This is a genomic window from Chroogloeocystis siderophila 5.2 s.c.1 (assembly GCF_001904655.1).
Lineage (GTDB): Bacteria > Cyanobacteriota > Cyanobacteriia > Cyanobacteriales > Chroococcidiopsidaceae > Chroogloeocystis > Chroogloeocystis siderophila.
The window spans coordinates 77082-96674 of sequence record NZ_MRCC01000011.1 but is presented as its reverse complement, the minus strand read 5'-3'; the positions used below and the strand labels follow the sequence as shown (position 1 = coordinate 96674).

13 protein-coding genes are annotated in these 19593 nt (G+C 40.3%); 5 read left to right on the top strand and 8 right to left on the bottom strand.

Annotated elements, in window-relative coordinates:
* Positions 1-275: 275 nt before the first annotated feature.
* The gene (locus tag NIES1031_RS14420) at positions 276-545 is read left to right on the top strand and encodes a hypothetical protein (RefSeq protein ID WP_218596809.1); all 270 of its coding nucleotides are present in this window, start codon (positions 276-278) and stop codon (positions 543-545) included.
* A gap of 123 nt (positions 546-668) precedes the next feature.
* Here NIES1031_RS14420 and NIES1031_RS14415 read toward each other — a convergent pair whose 3' ends face one another.
* Positions 669-1502: an IS630 family transposase gene (locus tag NIES1031_RS14415; protein WP_236738848.1), complete on the bottom strand. Its 834-nt coding sequence runs from the start codon at positions 1500-1502 to the stop codon at positions 669-671.
* A 475-nt stretch (positions 1503-1977) separates the two neighbouring features.
* Here NIES1031_RS14415 and NIES1031_RS14410 point away from each other — a divergent pair, with 475 nt between their 5' ends.
* Together NIES1031_RS14410 and NIES1031_RS14405 are read left to right on the top strand one after the other, a co-directional pair.
* A complete protein-coding gene (locus NIES1031_RS14410) occupies positions 1978-3852 on the top strand; it encodes a S8 family serine peptidase (RefSeq protein WP_073550231.1) in 1875 nt (624 codons plus the stop codon).
* A 259-nt stretch (positions 3853-4111) separates the two neighbouring features.
* The gene (locus NIES1031_RS14405) at positions 4112-4552 is read left to right on the top strand and encodes a protease complex subunit PrcB family protein (RefSeq protein WP_073550230.1); all 441 of its coding nucleotides are present in this window, start codon (positions 4112-4114) and stop codon (positions 4550-4552) included.
* A gap of 168 nt (positions 4553-4720) precedes the next feature.
* Here the strand turns inward: NIES1031_RS14405 and NIES1031_RS14400 are convergent, their stop codons facing one another.
* Entirely contained in the window at positions 4721-5518 is a 798-nt protein-coding gene (locus NIES1031_RS14400; RefSeq protein WP_073550229.1) for a hypothetical protein, read from the bottom strand.
* Between the two features lie 518 nt (positions 5519-6036).
* On the opposite strand from NIES1031_RS14400, the gene NIES1031_RS14395 reads away from it, so the two are divergent.
* Both NIES1031_RS14395 and NIES1031_RS14390 read left to right on the top strand, forming a co-directional pair.
* A complete protein-coding gene (locus NIES1031_RS14395; RefSeq protein ID WP_073550227.1) occupies positions 6037-9927 on the top strand; it encodes a two-partner secretion domain-containing protein in 3891 nt (1296 codons plus the stop codon).
* A gap of 120 nt (positions 9928-10047) precedes the next feature.
* Positions 10048-11778 (top strand): ShlB/FhaC/HecB family hemolysin secretion/activation protein, encoded by a 1731-nt coding sequence (locus tag NIES1031_RS14390; protein ID WP_073550225.1) that lies wholly within the window; start codon positions 10048-10050, stop codon positions 11776-11778.
* Between the two features lie 274 nt (positions 11779-12052).
* Here the strand turns inward: NIES1031_RS14390 and NIES1031_RS14385 are convergent, their stop codons facing one another.
* The 6 genes from NIES1031_RS14385 to NIES1031_RS14360 form a co-directional block, all read right to left on the bottom strand.
* On the bottom strand, positions 12053-13636 hold the full coding sequence (locus NIES1031_RS14385) for a hypothetical protein (RefSeq protein WP_218596808.1): 1584 nt from the start codon (positions 13634-13636) through the stop codon (positions 12053-12055).
* Between the two features lie 20 nt (positions 13637-13656).
* Positions 13657-14583, bottom strand: coding sequence for a glycosyltransferase family 2 protein (locus NIES1031_RS14380; protein WP_073550224.1), 927 nt, complete (start codon positions 14581-14583; stop codon positions 13657-13659).
* Positions 14584-14610: 27 nt separating this feature from the next.
* A complete protein-coding gene (locus NIES1031_RS14375) occupies positions 14611-15534 on the bottom strand; it encodes a glycosyltransferase family 2 protein (RefSeq protein ID WP_073550222.1) in 924 nt (307 codons plus the stop codon).
* A gap of 12 nt (positions 15535-15546) precedes the next feature.
* On the bottom strand, positions 15547-17010 hold the full coding sequence (locus tag NIES1031_RS14370; protein WP_073550221.1) for a lipopolysaccharide biosynthesis protein: 1464 nt from the start codon (positions 17008-17010) through the stop codon (positions 15547-15549).
* Positions 17011-17031: 21 nt separating this feature from the next.
* Positions 17032-18009 carry a glycosyltransferase family 2 protein gene (locus NIES1031_RS14365; protein WP_073550220.1) on the bottom strand — a complete coding sequence of 326 codons (978 nt, stop codon included), beginning with the start codon at positions 18007-18009 and terminating at the stop codon, positions 17032-17034.
* Between the two features lie 136 nt (positions 18010-18145).
* Complete coding sequence (locus NIES1031_RS14360; protein WP_073550218.1) at positions 18146-19582, bottom strand: NAD(P)/FAD-dependent oxidoreductase; 1437 nt, start codon at positions 19580-19582, stop codon at positions 18146-18148.
* Positions 19583-19593 lie beyond the last annotated feature (11 nt).

Sequence of the window (19593 nt, the reverse complement as noted above, 5' to 3'; positions counted from 1 at the left end):
AATGTGGTCACTCTGTGGTCACATTGTATCATGAGATGTCTATTTTACATTTATCTTCTTATTCCTTTTGGTAAAAGATGCGATCGCTCTTCGTGCTGCTTAGATATCGCCTTTGCAATTGGGCATTACAGTAGTAGCAGCATTGGAGGACACTACTGTGATTCAACCTAGAGCCATGCGGCGACTTCCGCTTGGGCGATCGCTGTCTTTTATGCGCTCGCGAACCTTTTCTTGTTTGCGCAGTTCATCCTTACGGACCGGAGGGCGATAGTTGCTTGGACTTTCGACTTGATCCTGAATTAGAGGGCAAGCACTTTGTAGACTTTTTGGGTTTGAAAGCGGAGCAAGACGAACCCTACATCAACCCGTGCGATTTAGAACCCGATGAAGAATTGTGGGAGCCAGAGGGCGCTAGGTATATCAATGGCGAGTTGGTTATCGAACGCTCGTTCTATAATGGCGAGGAAATCATTCAACCTCGACAGCGGTGGACGAAAGATGAACAACTTGAATTATTAGACACGCACCCTTTGTTTACGTGGTAGAAATAAATAAATTAGCTAAATATAAGCCCAGAGTGTGGGTGGATCGATGATGCAATTTCAGGAGTCTGACCTATCTATAGCAATCCTAAATAGGATGTGGCATTAACCATACAAAAAGGCTTTCTAAAAGGTAAAGGACTGTTGATGGGTGACAAGCTCAAATAGATATTTGACTACAGCAAAGAACTTACACAACAAGAAGAATTTGCGAATGAACTGCTTGGCTTGCAACCAAATGTCTTCCACCGGATTTTGCTCTGGAGCATGAGGCGCAAAGCGAATACACTCAATCTTCCAGTCTTCAAAGCGCAGTCCAGCGTTGACAGCAGCCAAAAACGCCCGCAACTGTTGCGAGCGATGGTAGCTTGCACCATCCCCAATAATCAGCAAACGCGCTTGCTCATCGAGCAAGCGCAGATAGTTTAAAAAGGCAATTGTGTTGTCTGTGTTCCCAGCATCGTAGGCTTGGAGATAAAACTGCTTGCTGGCGTAATCGAACGCACCATAGTAGGTCTGGCGTTGCCGCTCAGAAGCCATCGGTACTTCAAGGCGTTGGTTAGTTTTGCCCCAAACATAGCCACAAGCATCGCCCCAGAGCAAATGGCATTCATCAACCAACAACACCCGCACTTGCCCAGAAGCGATTTGACTGCGCCATCTCATCAGTAACTCCACAATCTCTTGTGTTTTTGGTGTGTTTTTGGGTGAGTTGCACCTCGTCCTTCTGGGAACGTTGTGCCTGCGTTTTCTTCCATGATCCAGCTTGATGCAGCAAGTCGTAGTAACTCTGTAACTCTGTTGCGACTTAAAGACAACTCCATAGGTGAGATCCACGTGAGCGAGCAACTCTTCGCGTTGACATGTCTGCCGCTGACGCAGCCATTCCATTACTGCTTGTTTAGACCTATCATCTAGATAGCCTTGCGTACCCCAGTATCCTAATTTGAGTACATCGATGCCTTGCTGTTGGTAGAGTTGCTGCCATTTACTGATGAAACTCTGCTATACCTCCAACAGCGATTCTATCTGTTGGTCAGGATCACCTTGTTGCCGCATTTGGACCGCTAGGGCGCGTTTGAGCTCTCTTGCATCCGTTGTGCTGGCAATAAATTGTCTCAAGCTATTCATTAGCTTCTCAGCGCGACTACAAAGGTTTCTCTCGCTTATCTGCTTCTGCCTATTTCCACCTATTTAGGATTGCTATATTATGTCTGCCTTTAGCAATGAAATTTGCACAAAACTGCAAGACTTTACCTGCATTTTCTCTATATTTTAAAAAGCATACAAACTCATAATGCTGCTTTTAGGTTATAGGTAAAAAGAAAGATAATCTTAAGTTGACTGTAGCAATTTTAAGATGAATTTCAGTTTATTTACTTTCAAAGTAAGCACCTAATGCAGAAATAGAAACACTTTTATAGAGAAAACAAAAATGCTAGCTACCTCTCGTCGCAATCATGAGTCTTTTTCTGTTACTAGTGCTAATGAGTCGTTAGAAAAGTTACATTCAACATCTAGACTACTTGATTTAGGAATATCACCAGAATTTGACGATCCACTATCAAATAGTAGAACATCTTACAGTTCTAGTTTCTCGAATTCAGTCACACCACAAGTGACACCCGATCCTGGAAGTACCTTAGCGACTGCGTATAATCTTGGTACTCTCAATCGCCCATTTACCCTAACAGATTTTGTTGGTAATAGCGATGTTTCGGATATTTATCGCTTCAGCTTAGCAAGTAACAGTAGTTTCAACTTATCTCTAAATGGTCTCACAGCAGATGCTGATGTCGAGTTACTCAACGGAAATGGTACGCGCCTGGCAATTTCTGGTGCTTCTGGTACAACATCAGAATGGATAGACGGCAGCTTAACAGCAGGGACTTATTATATTAACGTCTTTCGGTACACTGGTAACACAAATTACCGTCTTAGCTTATCTGCTACGCCAATTGTCAATGGTGTACGTACAGTCTTAGGCAACTTAGGCGCGGATACATTTACTTGGCAATCTGGATTTAATCGTACAGTCATTTCTGGCAACGGTAATGTAGATTTTGGTAGTGGAGCATTAGACACACTGAATCTTGCTAATATTTCCTCAACTACAGCTAGATTAAATCTTGCCAATGCTAGTGGAGGTGGGGTAGTTTACAACCCTGGAAATGGTGCGCGCGTCTTTGATGCGATTACACTCAACAATGGCAGTCAAATTTTGTTTGAAGGAATTGATCGCATTCGCTTCGCAGATCGGACAATTAACCGCTTTGTCAGACGTAACGATCCCTTGTTTAATCAACAGTGGAATTTGCACATGATGGGCGTGCATAACGCCTGGCACTTTACTAAGGGTTCCACAAATGTACTAGTTGGCGTTCAAGATTCAGGCTTAGGAGTAAATGGTAATGGTAACATTCACCCTGAGTTAAACGCTGACAAAACTCTTGTATTTGGCAATAACTACCGCGATGAGTTTACAGATGGAGATAATTTTACTTCTCACGGTACTGCGGTTCAGGGCATTATTGCAGCGAGAAGTAACAATGGCTTAGGAATGAGTGGCATCAACTGGAATTCTCCTGTTGTTAACATTGATGTCATACCTGGTCCTGGTAGAGAACAGGGAGATTTTGACTTAGCTCAAGCTACGCAAGCGATGATTAATCAAGCTAATAGTCAAGGGCAACGTCTTGTCATCAATATGAGTCTAGGGGCGCCAGGATTGAGTAATTTTGGTCGAACTGATATTTTCCCTGCTTTCAATCAAGTTGTTGCTAATAACCCCAACGTTCTTTTTGTTATTGCCGCAGGTAACGAGGGTCATCTAGGAGCAAGTGGTATCTCTTATCCCGCAACACTCGCAAGGTTGTACAGCAATGTTATCTCTGTAGGTGCGTCTTGGGGTACACGTAGTGCAAACAATAGTGTAACTACGCCAGGCGATCGCATTTCATATCCAGGTCCAAACGGTTGGGGTTCGCAGTACGGAACTGGACTCACTTTAATGGGACCTTCTGAGGTGATCGCGCCTTATGCTAATCGCTATGGGCAATTTGGTTTTTGGGGAACCGGAAGCATTCCTGGGTTCGATGGTACCTCGGCCGCAGCGCCAAATGTTACAGGTGTCGCATCTTTAGTGTGGAGTGCTAATCGCAATCTTTCTGGTACCCGAATTAAACAAATATTGTCGCAAACAGCTTTTGATTTAGGTGCAAGAGGCTACGATACAGTTTATGGTCATGGATTTGTGAATGCTGATGCTGCTGTGCGACGCGCGATGGCAATTGGACGCGGTGCTGCATAATTGAAATGCAACTATGTAGACTTGAATGAGCAGCCCATCAAATTAAATTGTAAAGATAACAAAAGTGGGGCAGACTAAAAAGCTGTCTCACCATATTCAGTTAGTGCAAACTCCATTCACGACAAATATAGAACGGAGGCTTGTAAAAATGTTGAGATTGGGAATAGCGATCGCACTTACTACAAGTTGCCTTTTTTTCATGCAATCTAATGCTTCTCGCTTCATATCTTCTCAACCTTCTACACTACAAATTAGTCATATGAATAATTCTATCGATTTTGAATTAATTGATGTTGGTTACAACCCTTTAGTAGCAGGATTTGAACCTGAACCGAAAATTGTTATTTTTAGAAATCAGCAAGAATGGAATAATTTTTGGCGCAAATTCTCTTTTTTAGATGTCAACTTAAACGAACAAAAACTTCCTGTTCCTTCTGTTGACTTTGAACAAAAAATGGTTATTGGCTTAACTATTGGTTCTCGACCAACTGGAGGATATAGCATGCAAATCGACTGCATTGAGCAACTAACAGATTCCGAAACTCCTCAATGGCTGATCCACTACACCGAAATTACTCCGAGTGAAAACTGTCCTGTAACGCAGCAGCCTACAACACCTAACGTATTTATCTTAACTCAAAATTCTAACGCTGCTATTAACTTAAATGCTAAAAACATAACTTCTTCATGTTCTAGTTAACTAAGTTATATTAACTCAATTTTAGCTTATGTAGATCAAATAGTACTTGGTTGATGAAACTACTGTCAGTTTTAAATAATAAAGACGTAGCAGGAAATTTTCTATCCTACTACATCTAATTTTTTTATGATAACACTTGCAAAAATTAATTCGATCAATAAGGCTGATTTATCTTGCAAGTGTTCCTGTGAAATTTACAACATAGGCATAAGCACCTGGTTCTATATAGCCATTACCAAAGAATGTAGCACTACCAGTAACGTTACGTCCTCCATTTGTGAATCGAATACTAATATCTCCTGCTAAAATCTGTTTTGGAGCACTGAAAATGCTACTTCTCCAAGAAAAAAGATTAGTAGTATCGTTACGCGCCCATTGCGGATCGACTCTAGCATTCAAAGTGCTAGTTATGTTATTTAAGCTAACAAAAGCTGTATCTAGGGCAGGACGGCCCAAAGTTCTACCTCCCCAATACCGATGAACCCAAGTATGAGTTCCATAACGTAATGTTCCTGCAGTACTTAAAGAAGCGTCATTACCAATAAAAAGTCCAACTTCTCTTGGATTTACTCCATTTCTTCTATTAGTATTTTGAGCCGCTAGTGTTGACTCAAGTACTAATGCTCCAGGAAGTCTAAAATTAAAAGCAGGTGTGTAGGATGTGTTTTGAGTAGGAAAATTTGTATTACCAGAATAGGTTGTTCCTGCTGTAGAGAGACTATAAATAAATGCTCGACCCCCAGGGACTGTCATTGGTGTGATATTGCCAGGAGAACTGGCTAACACTGATAAATTGGTGTTACGTAAGGAGTTGTTAGGTGGTTCTGTTTTGAATGCTGTTTGTGATATTGAAGTAGTTTCTTGTTGAAAAGATTTAGCTAATACTGAGGAACTGCTTATAGTTATGGTAGGTACAAATACAAATGTTGTAACCAATAGCTTTAGCAATCTGTTGCTAGTAAACATAAATTTACCTCTACCACTAAAAAACTACAGAAAAATCATTATCTGCTTGAGTTGAAGCTACGAAAATATCTGGTATTTGAAAATAGAAGTAGCTGTTGATTAATATTTTCTCAAGCATTTTTTGCCTATTAAGTAGGATACAAAAATCGTCAGTTAAAACATTGGAATTTAGTGCCAGCTTGATTGCTATTTTGTGCAATACTTACTTCAAATAGAATGAATGCGCCAGAATTCGCAGATAGTCATTCGATCGCTTCAAGTGGAAAGAGAATCCTGCTCTATTTGGTTCTGGAGCTTAAGTATTAATACTGGAAATATATGTCAATTTTGTTTAGTTTATTAATCTTTTTGTAGTTTGAGACAGCGATCGCATCAAGATGCTCAAGAGCACAGTTGTTAGGACTAGCGGCTCTTAAGAAAATATTTAGTTTTGGTAAACATAGATACAAGTATAATTTGAACCAAATTATCCCTGACCCAGATCCGAGTAATTGGATTGTTGAGGCAATATACCCGTAATGACTAATAGCAAACTTAGTTTGAGTGGATTGCAGCTAGTGCATACGGTAATAGTAGGTGCGATCGCACTTTCACCAACATGCGCCCAAGCACAGATTACACCAGATACCACACTTGGTAGTGAAAATTCGGTAGTGTCACCTAATGTTGTTATTAATGGGACTGCTAGCGAGCGCATAGATGGTGGTGCAACTCGTGGGGCTAACCTATTTCACAGTTTTCAAGAATTTAATATTGATGCAGGACGAGGAGCCTATTTTAGTAACCCTGCGGGAATTGAAAATATTCTCAGTCGAGTTACAGGAAACAACCCTTCTAATATCCTGGGTACCCTTGGTGTTTTAGGTAATGCCAACCTATTCTTGATGAATCCTAATGGTATTATTTTTGGGCAAGATGCCAGTTTGAACGTTGCAGGCTCTTTTGTGGCGACGACGGCTAATGCAATTGGGTTTGGCGAACAAGGTTTATTCAATGCATCAAGTCCTAATGTGCCTTCATCACTCTTAACAGTGAGTCCTTCAGCATTTTTGTTTAATCAAATTAATGCAAGTTCTATTGAAAACAGGTCAACAGCACCAGCAGGATTAGATGCAGCAGGTAATTCAGGATATTTTGGTTTAAGAGTTCCCGATGGTGAAAGCTTACTACTCGTTGGTGGAGATATCACCGCAGATGGTGGCGGAATCGTTACTTTCGGTGGGCGCGTTGATCTCGCAGCAGTAGCAGGAACAGGAAGCGTCAGCTTAGAACATAATGGCAATAATTTTAGTTTGTCAGTTCCAGATAATTTATCAAGGGCTGATGTTTCTTTGAAAAATGCAGCAGGGTTTATTGTTGCAGGTGGCGGTGGTGGGGATATTGCGATCGCTGCACAAAACATAAGTATCCTAGAAGGAAGTGGTCTTTATGCTGGGATATTAAGCAATTTAGGTTCAAATGGCGCTCAAGCAGGAGACATTACTCTTGATGCACAAGGAGTGATCGCTATAGCCAACTCTGGTATTTTTAACACCTTATACTTAGGTGGCTTAGGCAATAGTGGAAACATCTATATAGAAGCGGAGCAACTAAATATTCAAGACAATGCAGCTGTTCAAGCTGTTGTTAATGGACAAGGAAATACTAGCAATATACTAATCAAAGCTAAAGATTCAGTTGAAATTACCGATGGAGGCTTCCTCACAAATCAAGTCCATCGAGGTACTGGCAATGCTGGTGACATCACGATAGAAACTGGGCGGCTGAGCATCAGGGATGGTTTTGTACAAGCAGATACTTTTGGTCAAGGAAATGGCGATAACTTGTTTGTACAAGCAAGCGACTCCGTGGAAATCATTGGTAATTCATGGTTAACTGCAAATGTAAATACCAATGCAGTAGGTCAAGGTGGCAACTTAACCATCGATACTGGTTCATTATTTGTTACAAATGGAGCACAAATTCAGGCACTTACATTTGGACAGGGAAATGCAGGCAAAGTGACAATAACTGCCCGCGATTCAGTGTCTTTTGATGGAAGGGAGAATGGAGTTATAAATGGATCGCCAAGTGGAGCTTTTAGCATTGTAGGAGCTCGTGGAACAGGTAGCGTTGGTGGTCTTGAAATCTCTGCGAACTCACTATCCATCACTAATCGCGCTCAACTTGGTAGCTGGACTTCTGGTATAGGCAACGCAGGAGACATCGTTATTCAAGTAAAGGATCAGGTATTGTTATTAAACTCGATGATCATCAATGAGGTCAGCGACGTTGGGGGTAGTGTCGGTAATGGAGGTGATATTAGAATTTCTACGGGTTCTTTAGTGCTTAAAGACGGATCAGCCTTGCTTGCTGATACGGAGAATCAAGGCAATGCAGGCAGTATCACAATTGAGGCTCGCGATACTGTCATCTTGGAAGGAGTTGGTCCTAACTCTCTAGACGTTAATGAAATAATTCCAAGTCAAATTTCAACTACTGTAGAGCGTAATGCCGTAGGAGAAGGAGGCAATATTCGCATTTCTACAGGTTTACTCTCTATGAGAGATGGAGGATTTATCGCAACTGACACCTATGGACAAGGCAATGCGGGTGATTTAACAATCAAGACTAGCAGTTTGAGTCTGGACAGTGCCCAAATATCTGCTTCTACATCTGGTAACGGAAATGCAGGCAATCTAACAGTTCGTGCTTCAGACTCCGTGGTTCTGAATGGGGAATATGCTGGCGAAAATGGGCAAACTGGCGTTCCTGGCGGTTTACTCGCTCAAGTTGAACCAAACACAGGTAAAGGACGTGGAGGTAACTTAACTTTAGAAACCGGACGCTTGAGCATTAGCAATGGCAGCAAAGTGCAAGTCGCTACTTTAGGGCAAGGAGATGCAGGTGAACTTGAAATTGATGCTGCCGACATACAGATATTCAATACTCTTGATCCTGAATTCTTTACAGGCATCTTTGCTGGCATTATACAAGATCCTCGTTCTCAAGTTCTTCCTAGAGGTAACGGCGGTAAGCTTACACTTACAACTGAACGACTAAGTATTCGAAATGGTGGGCGTGTTGAGGCTTCTACTTCCGGTGAAGGTAATGGTGGTGACATCTTTGTTAATGCCAAAGACTTTGTGGAAGTTGTCGGTACAAACCAAAATAACGCACCTAGCTTTTTAGGGGCTGATGTTAGTCCACCGGAGGTGTATACCCCTGCCAGCCCAGAAGCCATTACAGGTAATAGCGGAAATTTAACACTTCACACGCAACAGTTAAGCGTTAGGGACGGAGGTAGAGTATCAGTTTCTACATATGCAAGAGGAAACGCGGGAGAGTTACGCATACAAGCTAGCGATTTATTAGTTATTGGTACTACTAACAACGGATTACGCAGTACTGTTAGTGCTGGGGTCGAAAGAGGGGCAATTGGTAACGGGGGAGATCTCACCATCACAACTGAACGGATGAGCGTGAGAGGTGGAGCGCGGGTATCGGTTCAAACTGATGGTACAGGTAATGCCGGAACATTGCAAATCAATGCACCAGGTTCTTTAGAAATAGTGGGAATTTCTGCTGATGGTCAGTTAAGAAGTGAATTAAGTGCTGCTGTTGGTTCAAATAGTACTGGTAGAGGTGGTAATTTAAAGATTAGTACCGGACAGTTAAGTATTAGAGAACAGGGACTTATAACTACCCAAAGTCAAGGACAGCAAGACGCTGGGAATATTGAACTTGACGTACAAGGCACATTACAAGCCAATAATGGAGAAATCTTGACTAATGCTTCTCAAGCTAGTGGTGGGGAAATATTTATTACAGCCCAAGATATCCGCCTGCATGGTGACAGTGACATTCAAACCAATGTTGCTAGTGGTACTGGTGGCGGTGGTAACATCACCTTAACTGCTAACTCAATCCTCGCATTCGATGACAGCGATATTCTTGCCTTTGCTCAAGATGGTCGCGGTGGTAATATCACTCTTAATACCCCCGTATTTTTTGGTGAAAACTTTCAACCAGCCGCAGTTAATAGTGACCCAAATACCCTAGATAGCAATAACCGCGCCGATATTAATGCCACTGGTGCAGTCGCAGGTGTTGTTGATATTCCCGATGTTAGTTTTATTCAAAATAGCCTGACAGAACTGCCAGCAAACTTAACTAATACAGAAACTTTAGTCGCAAATAGTTGTGTAGCGCGTAGTCGCAACCAAGCAGGTAGTTTTCTTATTACAGGTGCTGGTGGTTTGCCAAGTCGTCCAGGAGAGCAAGCAGCCTCTACATATTCTACTGGAAGTGTGCGTTCAGTATCTGATACAAGCTCTCGTACATGGCAACTAGGAGATCCTATTGTTGAACCGCAAGCTGTATACCGCTTGAGTAACGGGCAATTGATTCTGAGTCGTGAATGTTCTTAGTCGTTCGTAGCTTTTTGTTAAAAAGTATAAAAATGAACATTTTTTATATAGTATTTTGCTGTATAAATTAAAGCTAAAAATAATAAAAGTTCAGCAAAATTACTGAATAAAATTTAATAAATGAATATTGATATTCTTGGTAAACTTCAAACTGAGAAAGGAATAGCGATCGCCCTAAGCATTATCCCCATTCTCATTACCAAAAGTGTCTTAGCACAATCTCCACCGTCAGGAGTCACGCTTCCACCCGATACACCAGAAACAATCGAACGCACGATTCCTCAACCGCCGCAACCACCCCAAACACCCCCAGAATTACCATCACCCGCACCGAGATTAGAAGTTCCCCCAACTCCATCACCCGAAACTCCTCCTCCGATAGGCGATCGCTTTGTTGTCAACAAAGTAGAAGTACTAGGAAGCACAGTTTTACAAGACGAAATTGCTGAACTAACTCAAGCTTTCACAAACCGTGAAGTCACTTTTGAAGATTTAATTCAGCTACGTACCGATATTACTCAGCTATATATCAATAATGGCTATGTCACCTCTGGTGCATTTTTGCCTGTAAACCAAGATATTACTAGTGGTATTGTTACAATCCAAGTTGTTGAAGGCGAACTCGAACGTATTAATGTTGATGGATTACAAAGGTTGCGATCAGAATATGTGCGATCGCGTTTAGAACTTGCAACCAAAACACCCGTCAATCAACAACGCCTAGAACGTGTATTACAACTATTGCAAATTGATCCCTTAATTCGTCAAGTCAATGCAGAATTAACCGCAGGAAGTACCGCTGGGCGCAATGTGTTGCAAGTCAGTCTGCAAGAAAATCCTCCCTTCACTGCTGGCTTGAATACAGATAATCGTCAGTCTCCTAGCATTGGTTCGCTACAAGGAAGTGTATTTGCAACCCACAATAATCTATTAGGATTTGGCGATCGCTTGAGTGCAGAGTATGGAATTACCGAAGGACTCAATATTTATGACATTAACTATACAATTCCCGTAAATGCCAGCAATGGTACACTTGCTTTACGTTACGGTAACAGTGATAGCCGGATTATTGAAGATCCTTTTCGCGATTTCGATATCAAAAGCGATACCCGCACCTTGTCACTGTCATTTCGTCAGCCTGTTTCACAAACTCCTACCAACGAATTTGGATTATCTTTAGCATTTGATCTGCGTCGCAGTCGTACCTTTTTACTTGGCGAACCATTTTCCTTTAATGAAGGACCTGACAATGGAGAATCACGAGTGAGTGTAATACGCTTTGCTCAAGATTGGGTAGATCGTGGGACAACACGAGTCTTAGCCGCGCGATCGCAATTTAGTTTTGGCATTGATGCGTTTGATGCAACAATTAACGATACTGGTACTGATGGGCAATTTTTTAGTTGGTTAGGACAATTTCAATGGGTGCAGCAACTATCAACTAGAATTGTTTTACTCTCTCGCATTGATGCACAGTTGACACCAGACTCGTTACTATCACTAGAAAGATTCGGTCTTGGTGGAGTAGATACCGTCCGAGGCTACGGTCAAAATCAAATAGTTGCAGACAATGCCATCTTAGGTTCAGTAGAAGTTCGTTTTCCACTAACATCCGATCCAAATCGACTACAAATAGCACCCTTTGTTGAAATCGGTACAGCTTGGAATAATCGCTTTCCCAACCCTGATCCTGCAACACTTGCTGGTTTAGGAGTGGGCTTACATTGGTTAGTCAGCCCAAGTCTAGCGCTTCGCCTTGATTATGGTATTCCTTTAATTGCAGTCACCAACCAAGGAAACTCCTTACAAGACAATGGTTTTTACTTCTCTTTACGTTATCAACCTTTTTGAGAATATACGACAACTTAGTTGAAAATAATTTTTGGTCTTTTCAAGAGTCAATAGAATTAACAGACCTCCTGCATAAAGAGAAGTGTGAATTAATTTGCGGCTAAATAAACCCCCTGTTTACCTCTGTGTAATTATTGATAAAACGCTTATTTCAGTGTGCGAAGGCACACTTTATTTGAGTAGCCCTGAAGAAAGTCGCAGGACATCTGGGATTCATGCAGGAAGTCTAATATTCATCATTTCAGGCTTTACTTATAATTTTTCTATTTAGAGGCTAATTGGACTTTTGTTTACTTTCTAATAAGTATAAGTAATAATTTTCGCCATGCACAATACTTTGACTTGATTTAAATAAAGGTGATACATCAAAAAATTGATAAGCTTGCTCATAAAGCTCATAATTGAGAACAAGAACTATAGAATTTTTACTATGAAGCGAAACAGCCGCTTTTAGATTATGCATAAAGCTAGCTTCATCTAAATCTCTTCGCTGATTCCAATTGATAAAACTTCCTAAGCTATTACTTTCTAAATAAAATATGTTTTGATTAAGTAAAGCAGAAACGGGAGCTAAAGAATAATCTCTACTACCTATAATTAATACTTTATCCAATTGCTGATTTTTAATAAATTGAGCAACTTGCTTACTCGCAGAAAAAGGATGTAACATATCCATACTCACTGCAAATATACTAGCAAATACATGAAAGTACAAAATAATTGTTAAAATTTGTTTTTTGTATTTAGTCAACTTTTGTGAAAAGTTGATAATTCTTTTTCCGAAAAAGTATGATTTATGATAATAATTAGCAAGCCATAAGCACGCTATAAATAAAATGAATAAATGACCGTGATGTCTTAAATATCCTGAAAACTTTGTGTAAGTAAAAAGTAAAATTGCAAAAGTTCCTGAGGTGTATAGAAAAAGTATAATTGGCTTTTGAATAAAAATAGCTGTAGAAAATAGTAATAAACACAAAGAAAAAAGAAGCGCGATGACTCTAAATGAGCCAGCACCTTCAATAAGTATATTAGTATTCCAAAAGTGATAATCCAAAAAATTTGGTAGAGGAACGTAGCTTCGCCAAACAGTCATCAAAACGTAGGATAAATGCTTGATTGTGTTTATTACACTATTAGACTCATTAAAAATTTGCGTGGTTCCTGTAAACTTAGCATTATCAGGAGGAATGATTTGAATAAGTGCAGCTATATACCCAAACGCCAATAACGCAAGACTTATTAAAAGATTTTGTTTTTTATATTGAAAACTTTTACGAATCTGACTATTACTAATAAAATCAAGTACTAAGGTTAAAAATAAGCAAATAGAAATAAGAAAGCTATAAACATTCACATTTGCTAAAGCAGCCAGAAGAAATGCTAGTATTGTATAACTCTTACTCCGTTTAGGAAATAGTGTGCAAAAAACAAATAAAAATAGTACACCTAAATTATAATTTCGACTAATAACATTGTATTCATATAATGGAAAATATCCAAAAATGAATAATATTTTTTGCAGTTTATTAAAAGGTGAATATTTGACAAAAATATAAACACTTAGGGTAGCAATAATAAGATGAAAGAACTGCATAGCAGTTGGATTATGTGTAAATTGGCTAATAAAGTACAAATTAAGATGCCATAATCCTGGATGTCCTTCATATCTGAGGTTGTGAAATAAATCAACAATAGAGGTGCTATCTCTAGCGATAAGCCATGCTTGGAGTTCATCTAGCCACATCTCATGACTGAGAATACTCAAGAGACTAATAGAGAAAAATAAAAATACGAGCCAAAAAGTAAAAATAGGCTCTTTGCGAGAGAAACAAGAAACAGTTTTCAAGGCTGACATAATTATTGTGTAATTAATAGTTATGCTACAGTTTGTGAAGTTGTTAAATCTTTATATTTTTGATGAGAGCGTTCCCAAAAAAATCCAGTAATGTTCGCTATTTGAGATATAACAAAGAAAATAGATAACACTACGGGATGCTGCGATCGCACTGATAACGGATATCGCAATAAATTAAAATAAAATGATAGCGGCTCAATTTCAATTTGCTCTACATTACGCCGCGATCGCGCTTGGTGGAAATAAAAAGCGCCACGTCCATAATTGAAGTGCTGACGCCAAAATGAACGTAGTGATAATTTATGCGCGTGGTAAACTTGAACTTCTGGAGCATAAAGCATTGAGTAACCAGAGTATAACCAGCGATCACAAAATTCCCGATCTTCGCCTGCGGCTAACGGAAAAGTAGTATCAAAACCACCTAAACTACGAAACAGTTTCGCGGGTACAGCAAAATTATTAGAAGCAAAAAACTGTGCTTGCTGTGCAGTAGAGTTGTAATAGGCGTACAAATAATCAATTAACAACTGACTTGCTGTTGAACACAGGTTATCGGTTAAAGCATTCAATATCTTTCCACCAATTAAACACTCTGGCGCTGTTTCAAAGCACTTCTCTAGGGCAGTTAACCAACTAGAAACTGGCATGCAGTCATCGTCAGTAAAAACAAGAAACTTCCCGTTAGCTTTTGCAGCACCATGATTACGTGCGGTTGCTGGTCCCGAATTAACTTCCTTCAATAGTGTCAGCGTAAACTGATTGCTAAAAGGTTTCACCACAAGTTCTAACGACATTGGACTACCGTCATCTACGACAATCACCTCAAAGCGATCGCGTGGATAATCAAGTTGCGCGATCGCGTGTAGACAATTTTTTAGGCGATCAGGGCGAGCATAAGTAGGAATAATAATAGAGAATAAAAGTTCTTGATTCGTTGATGATGTCATAAGCTAGCCACTAAGTTTTTACAAAAACTACTCTCTTGCTGAATCTCCACCAAATTTCAATCTTATTTTCTCCCAAGCACTCACGTATCGAATAAAAAACATGACAGAAGAAACTTTGGCTTTCTGTGTGAAATTTTCTAATCTGGAATCCAAAAATACATTTAATGTAAAATTTAAAGGTGGTGTGAGATCTTGAAATAAGCTAACAAAAAACTTATGATTTCTTTCCCAAAATGTTTTAGAAGTTTTCACTTGTAAATCATAAAAACCGCCAGCGTGTCGAATGCTTCTTTTGTAAAGTTCACGCCAAGAAGATCTAGCTGGATGAGCAACACAGGTATCTTCTGCATAAACTTGTTTATAACCATATTTAGCTACACGCTGTCCCCATTCAACATCACCACTCGATTTTAAGCTAGCGTCAAAAACTCCTACTTGCTCAATCACACTTTTCCAAGTAAAAACATTTGCTGTTGCACCATAGTGATGTTTTTCGAGAAATTCTCGCTGCGGTAGTGCCATAATACTTTCGTAGAGTTCTACCGCTGTTAGCCGTCGTGGGTTTTTGAAAAAGATTTCTATCTTACCTGCGACTAAGCCACAATTTGGCGTTCCTACAAGATTTCTTACGCCGTTTTCAATCCAATTTAGTGTAGGAATACAATCAGCATCTGTAAAGGCAACAACTTCACCTTGAGCGAGCGACATGCCTTTATTACGCGCCGCATAAGAACCTGGAGAATGTTCGTAAACAGTCTTTGTCTGTTTAAACTGAGCAACTACGCTAGCAATATTTTGTTCTAGGTCAGAAGCATTGTCAACTACAATAACTTCATAGAGTGTTTGTGGATAAGTTTGTTTTTCCAACGCGCTTAGACAAAGCTTTAAGCGCTTAGCATCATTAAATACTGGAATAATGACAGAAACAAATAATTTTGATTCGTGGGACATTAGTAATTAAGATTAATGCGATTTTTGATGCTTTAATTTGGACTTAAGTAGCAAAATAATTTGATAAATTTCGGCTTGGCTAAATTCACCGAGTAACCAGAACAATAAAGGAATTAAGAGTGTAATGCCGAATAGCTTGAGTAATAGTAGTAAACCCTGTGTCGGTACAATTGCTGCAATAGCGTAAACACTCGCACAAATTAAACAACTTCTCAATACCGTGCTCGCAGGAGGAAGCACGTGTAAAAGATAGTAAACTGCCCCTACTGTCACGGCTGCACCGAATGTGGCGCATAATGTAAATACCCAAGCTGCACCAATTGCACCCCAAAGAGGGATAACTAATGTATACCCAACAACGGCTAAAGGAACTAATGGTGCAGTTAGCACAAAAGTCCAATTAGGTTTACTTGCAGCGGTTAGAATGGCTGTTGTTGTTGAAATCATTGCTAACGCGATCGCGCCAAAAATTAAAATGGCTAATAATGGTGCAGTTGATAAGAATGCATTGCCAAAAATTAATTGCACGATTTCTGGTGCAGCACCAGCAATCATTCCAGCGACGGTTAATATCGCAACGATCGCACGCAACGCATTTTGACTCATCTTTTTTGCCGATTCTATGTCACCGTTGTGCAGAGTACGACTAAGACTAGAAAGCAAAAGTGGTGAGAACGAGAGGGAAAAAATCCCTGGAATTAATGATAAGTTTTGGGCAGCACCATAAAACCCTGCTTCGGCTGCGGTACCGCCGAGAACTTTGAGTGCAAATAAATCAAGCTTGTCATAAAGACGCATTGACAGCGCAAACATAAACAGCGGTACAGCATAGTTAGCTAATTGCCGTGGGGGAAAGCTAGAGTGAGTCAAGAGCGAAGGACGAATGTAGCAACGACTAATTGCAAGTTCGACAATTGAGGCTCCGATTGTACTCAGAATTGCCCCAGGAATCGAAAGCCCTAGCTCAACTAAGAGTAAAATAAGCAGCAATCGTGCAATCCAACGCCCAGCAGTAGCGTTCGCGCGTTGATTAAAACCACCAATACCAACCAGGATACTGCGGTGTGCATACGCCAAGCAAAACAATGGAATGTCGATCGCAAACAAAATTAAATACATCGCGATCGCCCGCTCGTCGAGTAAATTAGCAATTGGATAAGCACACAACCAAACGAGTAACATCGCCGCGCAACCCACAGCGAGATGTAACCGCAGTACTGTCGTTGCGACAGGATGCCAATCATCAGCTTCGCCCACAAACTTAATCGTCGTGCGAGTAAAAACCGACGTTACACTCCACTCTACCCAAGCAATCAGCGTTGCAGCAAGTGTAAATAAACCATATCCTTCAGGACCAAATTGCCGCGTCAGAAAGCCCGCAGTTACGATTCCTGTTGGTAACAACAACGCTTCTGCTAAAAAAATGCGGATTGTTCCACCTAGAATATGTTGACTTTTTGCAGCAGAGTAATTCATGAGCAACACAAAAATCCAGACTTAAGACTGTTCCCAACTCACTTCCACTTTGTCGCCAGCATTCAGGAAAGCATTAGGTTTAACCCAACCCAAAATCAAACCTGTAAAATAAAGCACTAAGGCTGCTAAAGCAATTGGTAGAGCTAACGGTAGATAAACTATTCGCCGCCAGTCTTCGGCAAAAACAGTGTAAACGCGACTTGCAAACTCAGTTGCTTTATTCCAACTCAAGCGCAAACAAGCCCGTAAATCTTGTATTAGCTGTGATTGATGAGCATCGTATGACAACCGACACACAGCGATCGCATCGTAGCCTAGGAGCAAGAAACGCCAGAAAAAGTGTGACAAGCCGTTAGGTACAGCATGAGTTGCTTGTGATTGTGGCTGCTTCCAAATTGTATAACCTTGTGTTTTGAGCGATCGCGCGTGGACAACGCAGTTCCCGCGATAGATTGGTAGCTGCGTAGGAATCGGATATTTCAGCAGAAAATCACGCCGAAAAGCAACATTGTTACAAAAGTAATTCGAAGACGGTTGCAAAAATGACAAGTGCGAGAAACGAGGAAAAATATACGTTAAGGCGATCGCCAATTCGTATGGATTTAAAATGGGTGTTGTTGTTTCTCCAGCTACAACTTGAATATCTTGATTCTCAGCAAACGGAGTCAATAAATTGCGCAACCAATCAGATCGATAAGTGCAGTCCGAATCGCAAAAGACAATAACGTCTCCAGTCGTGAAACCCACGCCTTGCATTTTTGCTGCATAATAATCAATTCCTGGTTCGGCGCGGCGAAAAGTCAACCAAGGATAATCTCGACGCAACCGCTCAATCACATCTACAGGAACATCACCACTTTCAACGATCAGAACTTCGTTAGCCGTTGTCGGAGATACGTCTTGATTCGCTAGCGTATCCAAACAGCGTGACAGTCCTTCTAATTCCGCACTCGATAAATTTTCCGTCTCAATAATAATGGAAAAGCAAGGTAAAGTCATAAGCTAATACAATGAAGCTAAAATGCTTATTAAGGTTAGAGAATCCCACAGTGAAAGATAGCTTCCAATTCTAGAGATTCTAAAGGTGAACTCCTCCAATTGTGGGAATTTAGGAGGCAAATCTCACGATTTTGATTTACACCTTTGCCAATACTTTCTCTTGCTGCGCTGGCTTTGTGGTAAATTCTTCGTAATACGAACGTTCGGTGTTTACTTCCCATAAATCGTGATTCTCACCCAAAATATTTTTAGCAGCTAACCATCCTGTAAGCATCGAATGATCTTGATTGTTATAGCGATGCATTCCGTTACGACCTGTTGTTTGCAGGTTCTCAAATGTTGCTAAATAGTCTTGAATCACTTTGAGATGACGGCGATATTCGTGGTCATAAACAGGGTATGCTTTAGGTTGACGAATAATGACTCCATCTTCTACATCAGCCGCATTTGCTAAACCTAACTTAGCAAGTTCAATTGTTGCTAAATCAAGTAATTCAGTGTCAGACATTGTCCAAACTCCATCACCTTTTGTACAGAAGTATTCCATTCCTAAACAAGTTTTAGAGGGATCAGGAACCATTGCTGCACTCCAGTTTTTGAAGTTTTGAATGCGTCCTACTTTAACTTCTGGACTATGAATATAAATCCAGTTATCTGGAAATAAATGTTCGCGATTGACAACAAGTGCGACAATCAAGAAATCTCGATAATTAAGTTTTCGCGCAGCTTGCAATACCGTATCAGGTGGTAACGGATCGAGGCATTGAATCAAAGTTGTGATCGGCATACTAGAAATAAAATGATCTCCAGCAATACTCACAAGTTTGCCATCTTGTTTCACAATTACGCGCTCAATACGCTTACTGTTATGCTCTAAACGGACAACACCACTGTTAAGATCAACTTGACCACCTTTACTCTCTACTGCTGCTTGAAATTTCTGCCACATCATTCCTGGACCAAGAACAGGGTAGTCAAATTCTTTAATTAAAGTTTTAGTATTATTAGTTCCAAATAAAGCATTTGTAATTGCTTTCTTAAGTGATAATCCTTTAATTCGCTGTGCTGCCCATTCAGCTTGAATTTCATTACAAGGAATTCCCCAAACTTTTTCAGTGTAAGTTTTAAAAAATGTTTTATAAAGTCGTTTGCCAAAGCGGTTAATTACCCACTGTTCTAGATTTTCTTCAACGGGATTAGGTTGCAATTTTGCTTGAAGATAGCTAAGCAAAATGAGAAAGCTTTCAAAAACACCTAAGTTAGATAATGTGTTGAACAAGCTTAACGGATAGTTATAATACTTACCTCGGTAGTAGATTCGTGACAGTCTAGGAACTTTGATAAACTCATTACCAAGAACTTCGAGCCACAATTGTTGTACTTCTTCTACTTTGGTAAAAAAGCGGTGTCCGCCAATATCAAAGTGGTAGCCTTTATAAGTTTCTGTGCGCGAGATTCCACCAACTTTGTCGCCTTTTTCAAATATGATCGGCTTGATACCATTTTTAACAAGTTCATATGCAGCCGTAAGACCAGCTGGACCTGCACCGATAATGACTACAGGATGATGCATAAATATAACTC

Coding starts and splice junctions, on each gene's coding strand:
- NIES1031_RS14410 (WP_073550231.1), top strand. CDS start 1,978: ATGCTAGCTACCTCTCGTCGCAATCATGAGTCTTTTTCTGTTACTAGT.
- NIES1031_RS14395 (WP_073550227.1), top strand. CDS start 6,037: ATGACTAATAGCAAACTTAGTTTGAGTGGATTGCAGCTAGTGCATACG.
- NIES1031_RS14360 (WP_073550218.1), bottom strand. CDS start 19,582: ATGCATCATCCTGTAGTCATTATCGGTGCAGGTCCAGCTGGTCTTACG.
- NIES1031_RS14385 (WP_218596808.1), bottom strand. CDS start 13,636: ATGTCAGCCTTGAAAACTGTTTCTTGTTTCTCTCGCAAAGAGCCTATT.
- NIES1031_RS14390 (WP_073550225.1), top strand. CDS start 10,048: ATGAATATTGATATTCTTGGTAAACTTCAAACTGAGAAAGGAATAGCG.
- NIES1031_RS14365 (WP_073550220.1), bottom strand. CDS start 18,009: ATGACTTTACCTTGCTTTTCCATTATTATTGAGACGGAAAATTTATCG.
- NIES1031_RS14375 (WP_073550222.1), bottom strand. CDS start 15,534: ATGTCCCACGAATCAAAATTATTTGTTTCTGTCATTATTCCAGTATTT.
- NIES1031_RS14405 (WP_073550230.1), top strand. CDS start 4,112: ATGAATAATTCTATCGATTTTGAATTAATTGATGTTGGTTACAACCCT.
- NIES1031_RS14400 (WP_073550229.1), bottom strand. CDS start 5,518: ATGTTTACTAGCAACAGATTGCTAAAGCTATTGGTTACAACATTTGTA.
- NIES1031_RS14380 (WP_073550224.1), bottom strand. CDS start 14,583: ATGACATCATCAACGAATCAAGAACTTTTATTCTCTATTATTATTCCT.
- NIES1031_RS14370 (WP_073550221.1), bottom strand. CDS start 17,010: ATGAATTACTCTGCTGCAAAAAGTCAACATATTCTAGGTGGAACAATC.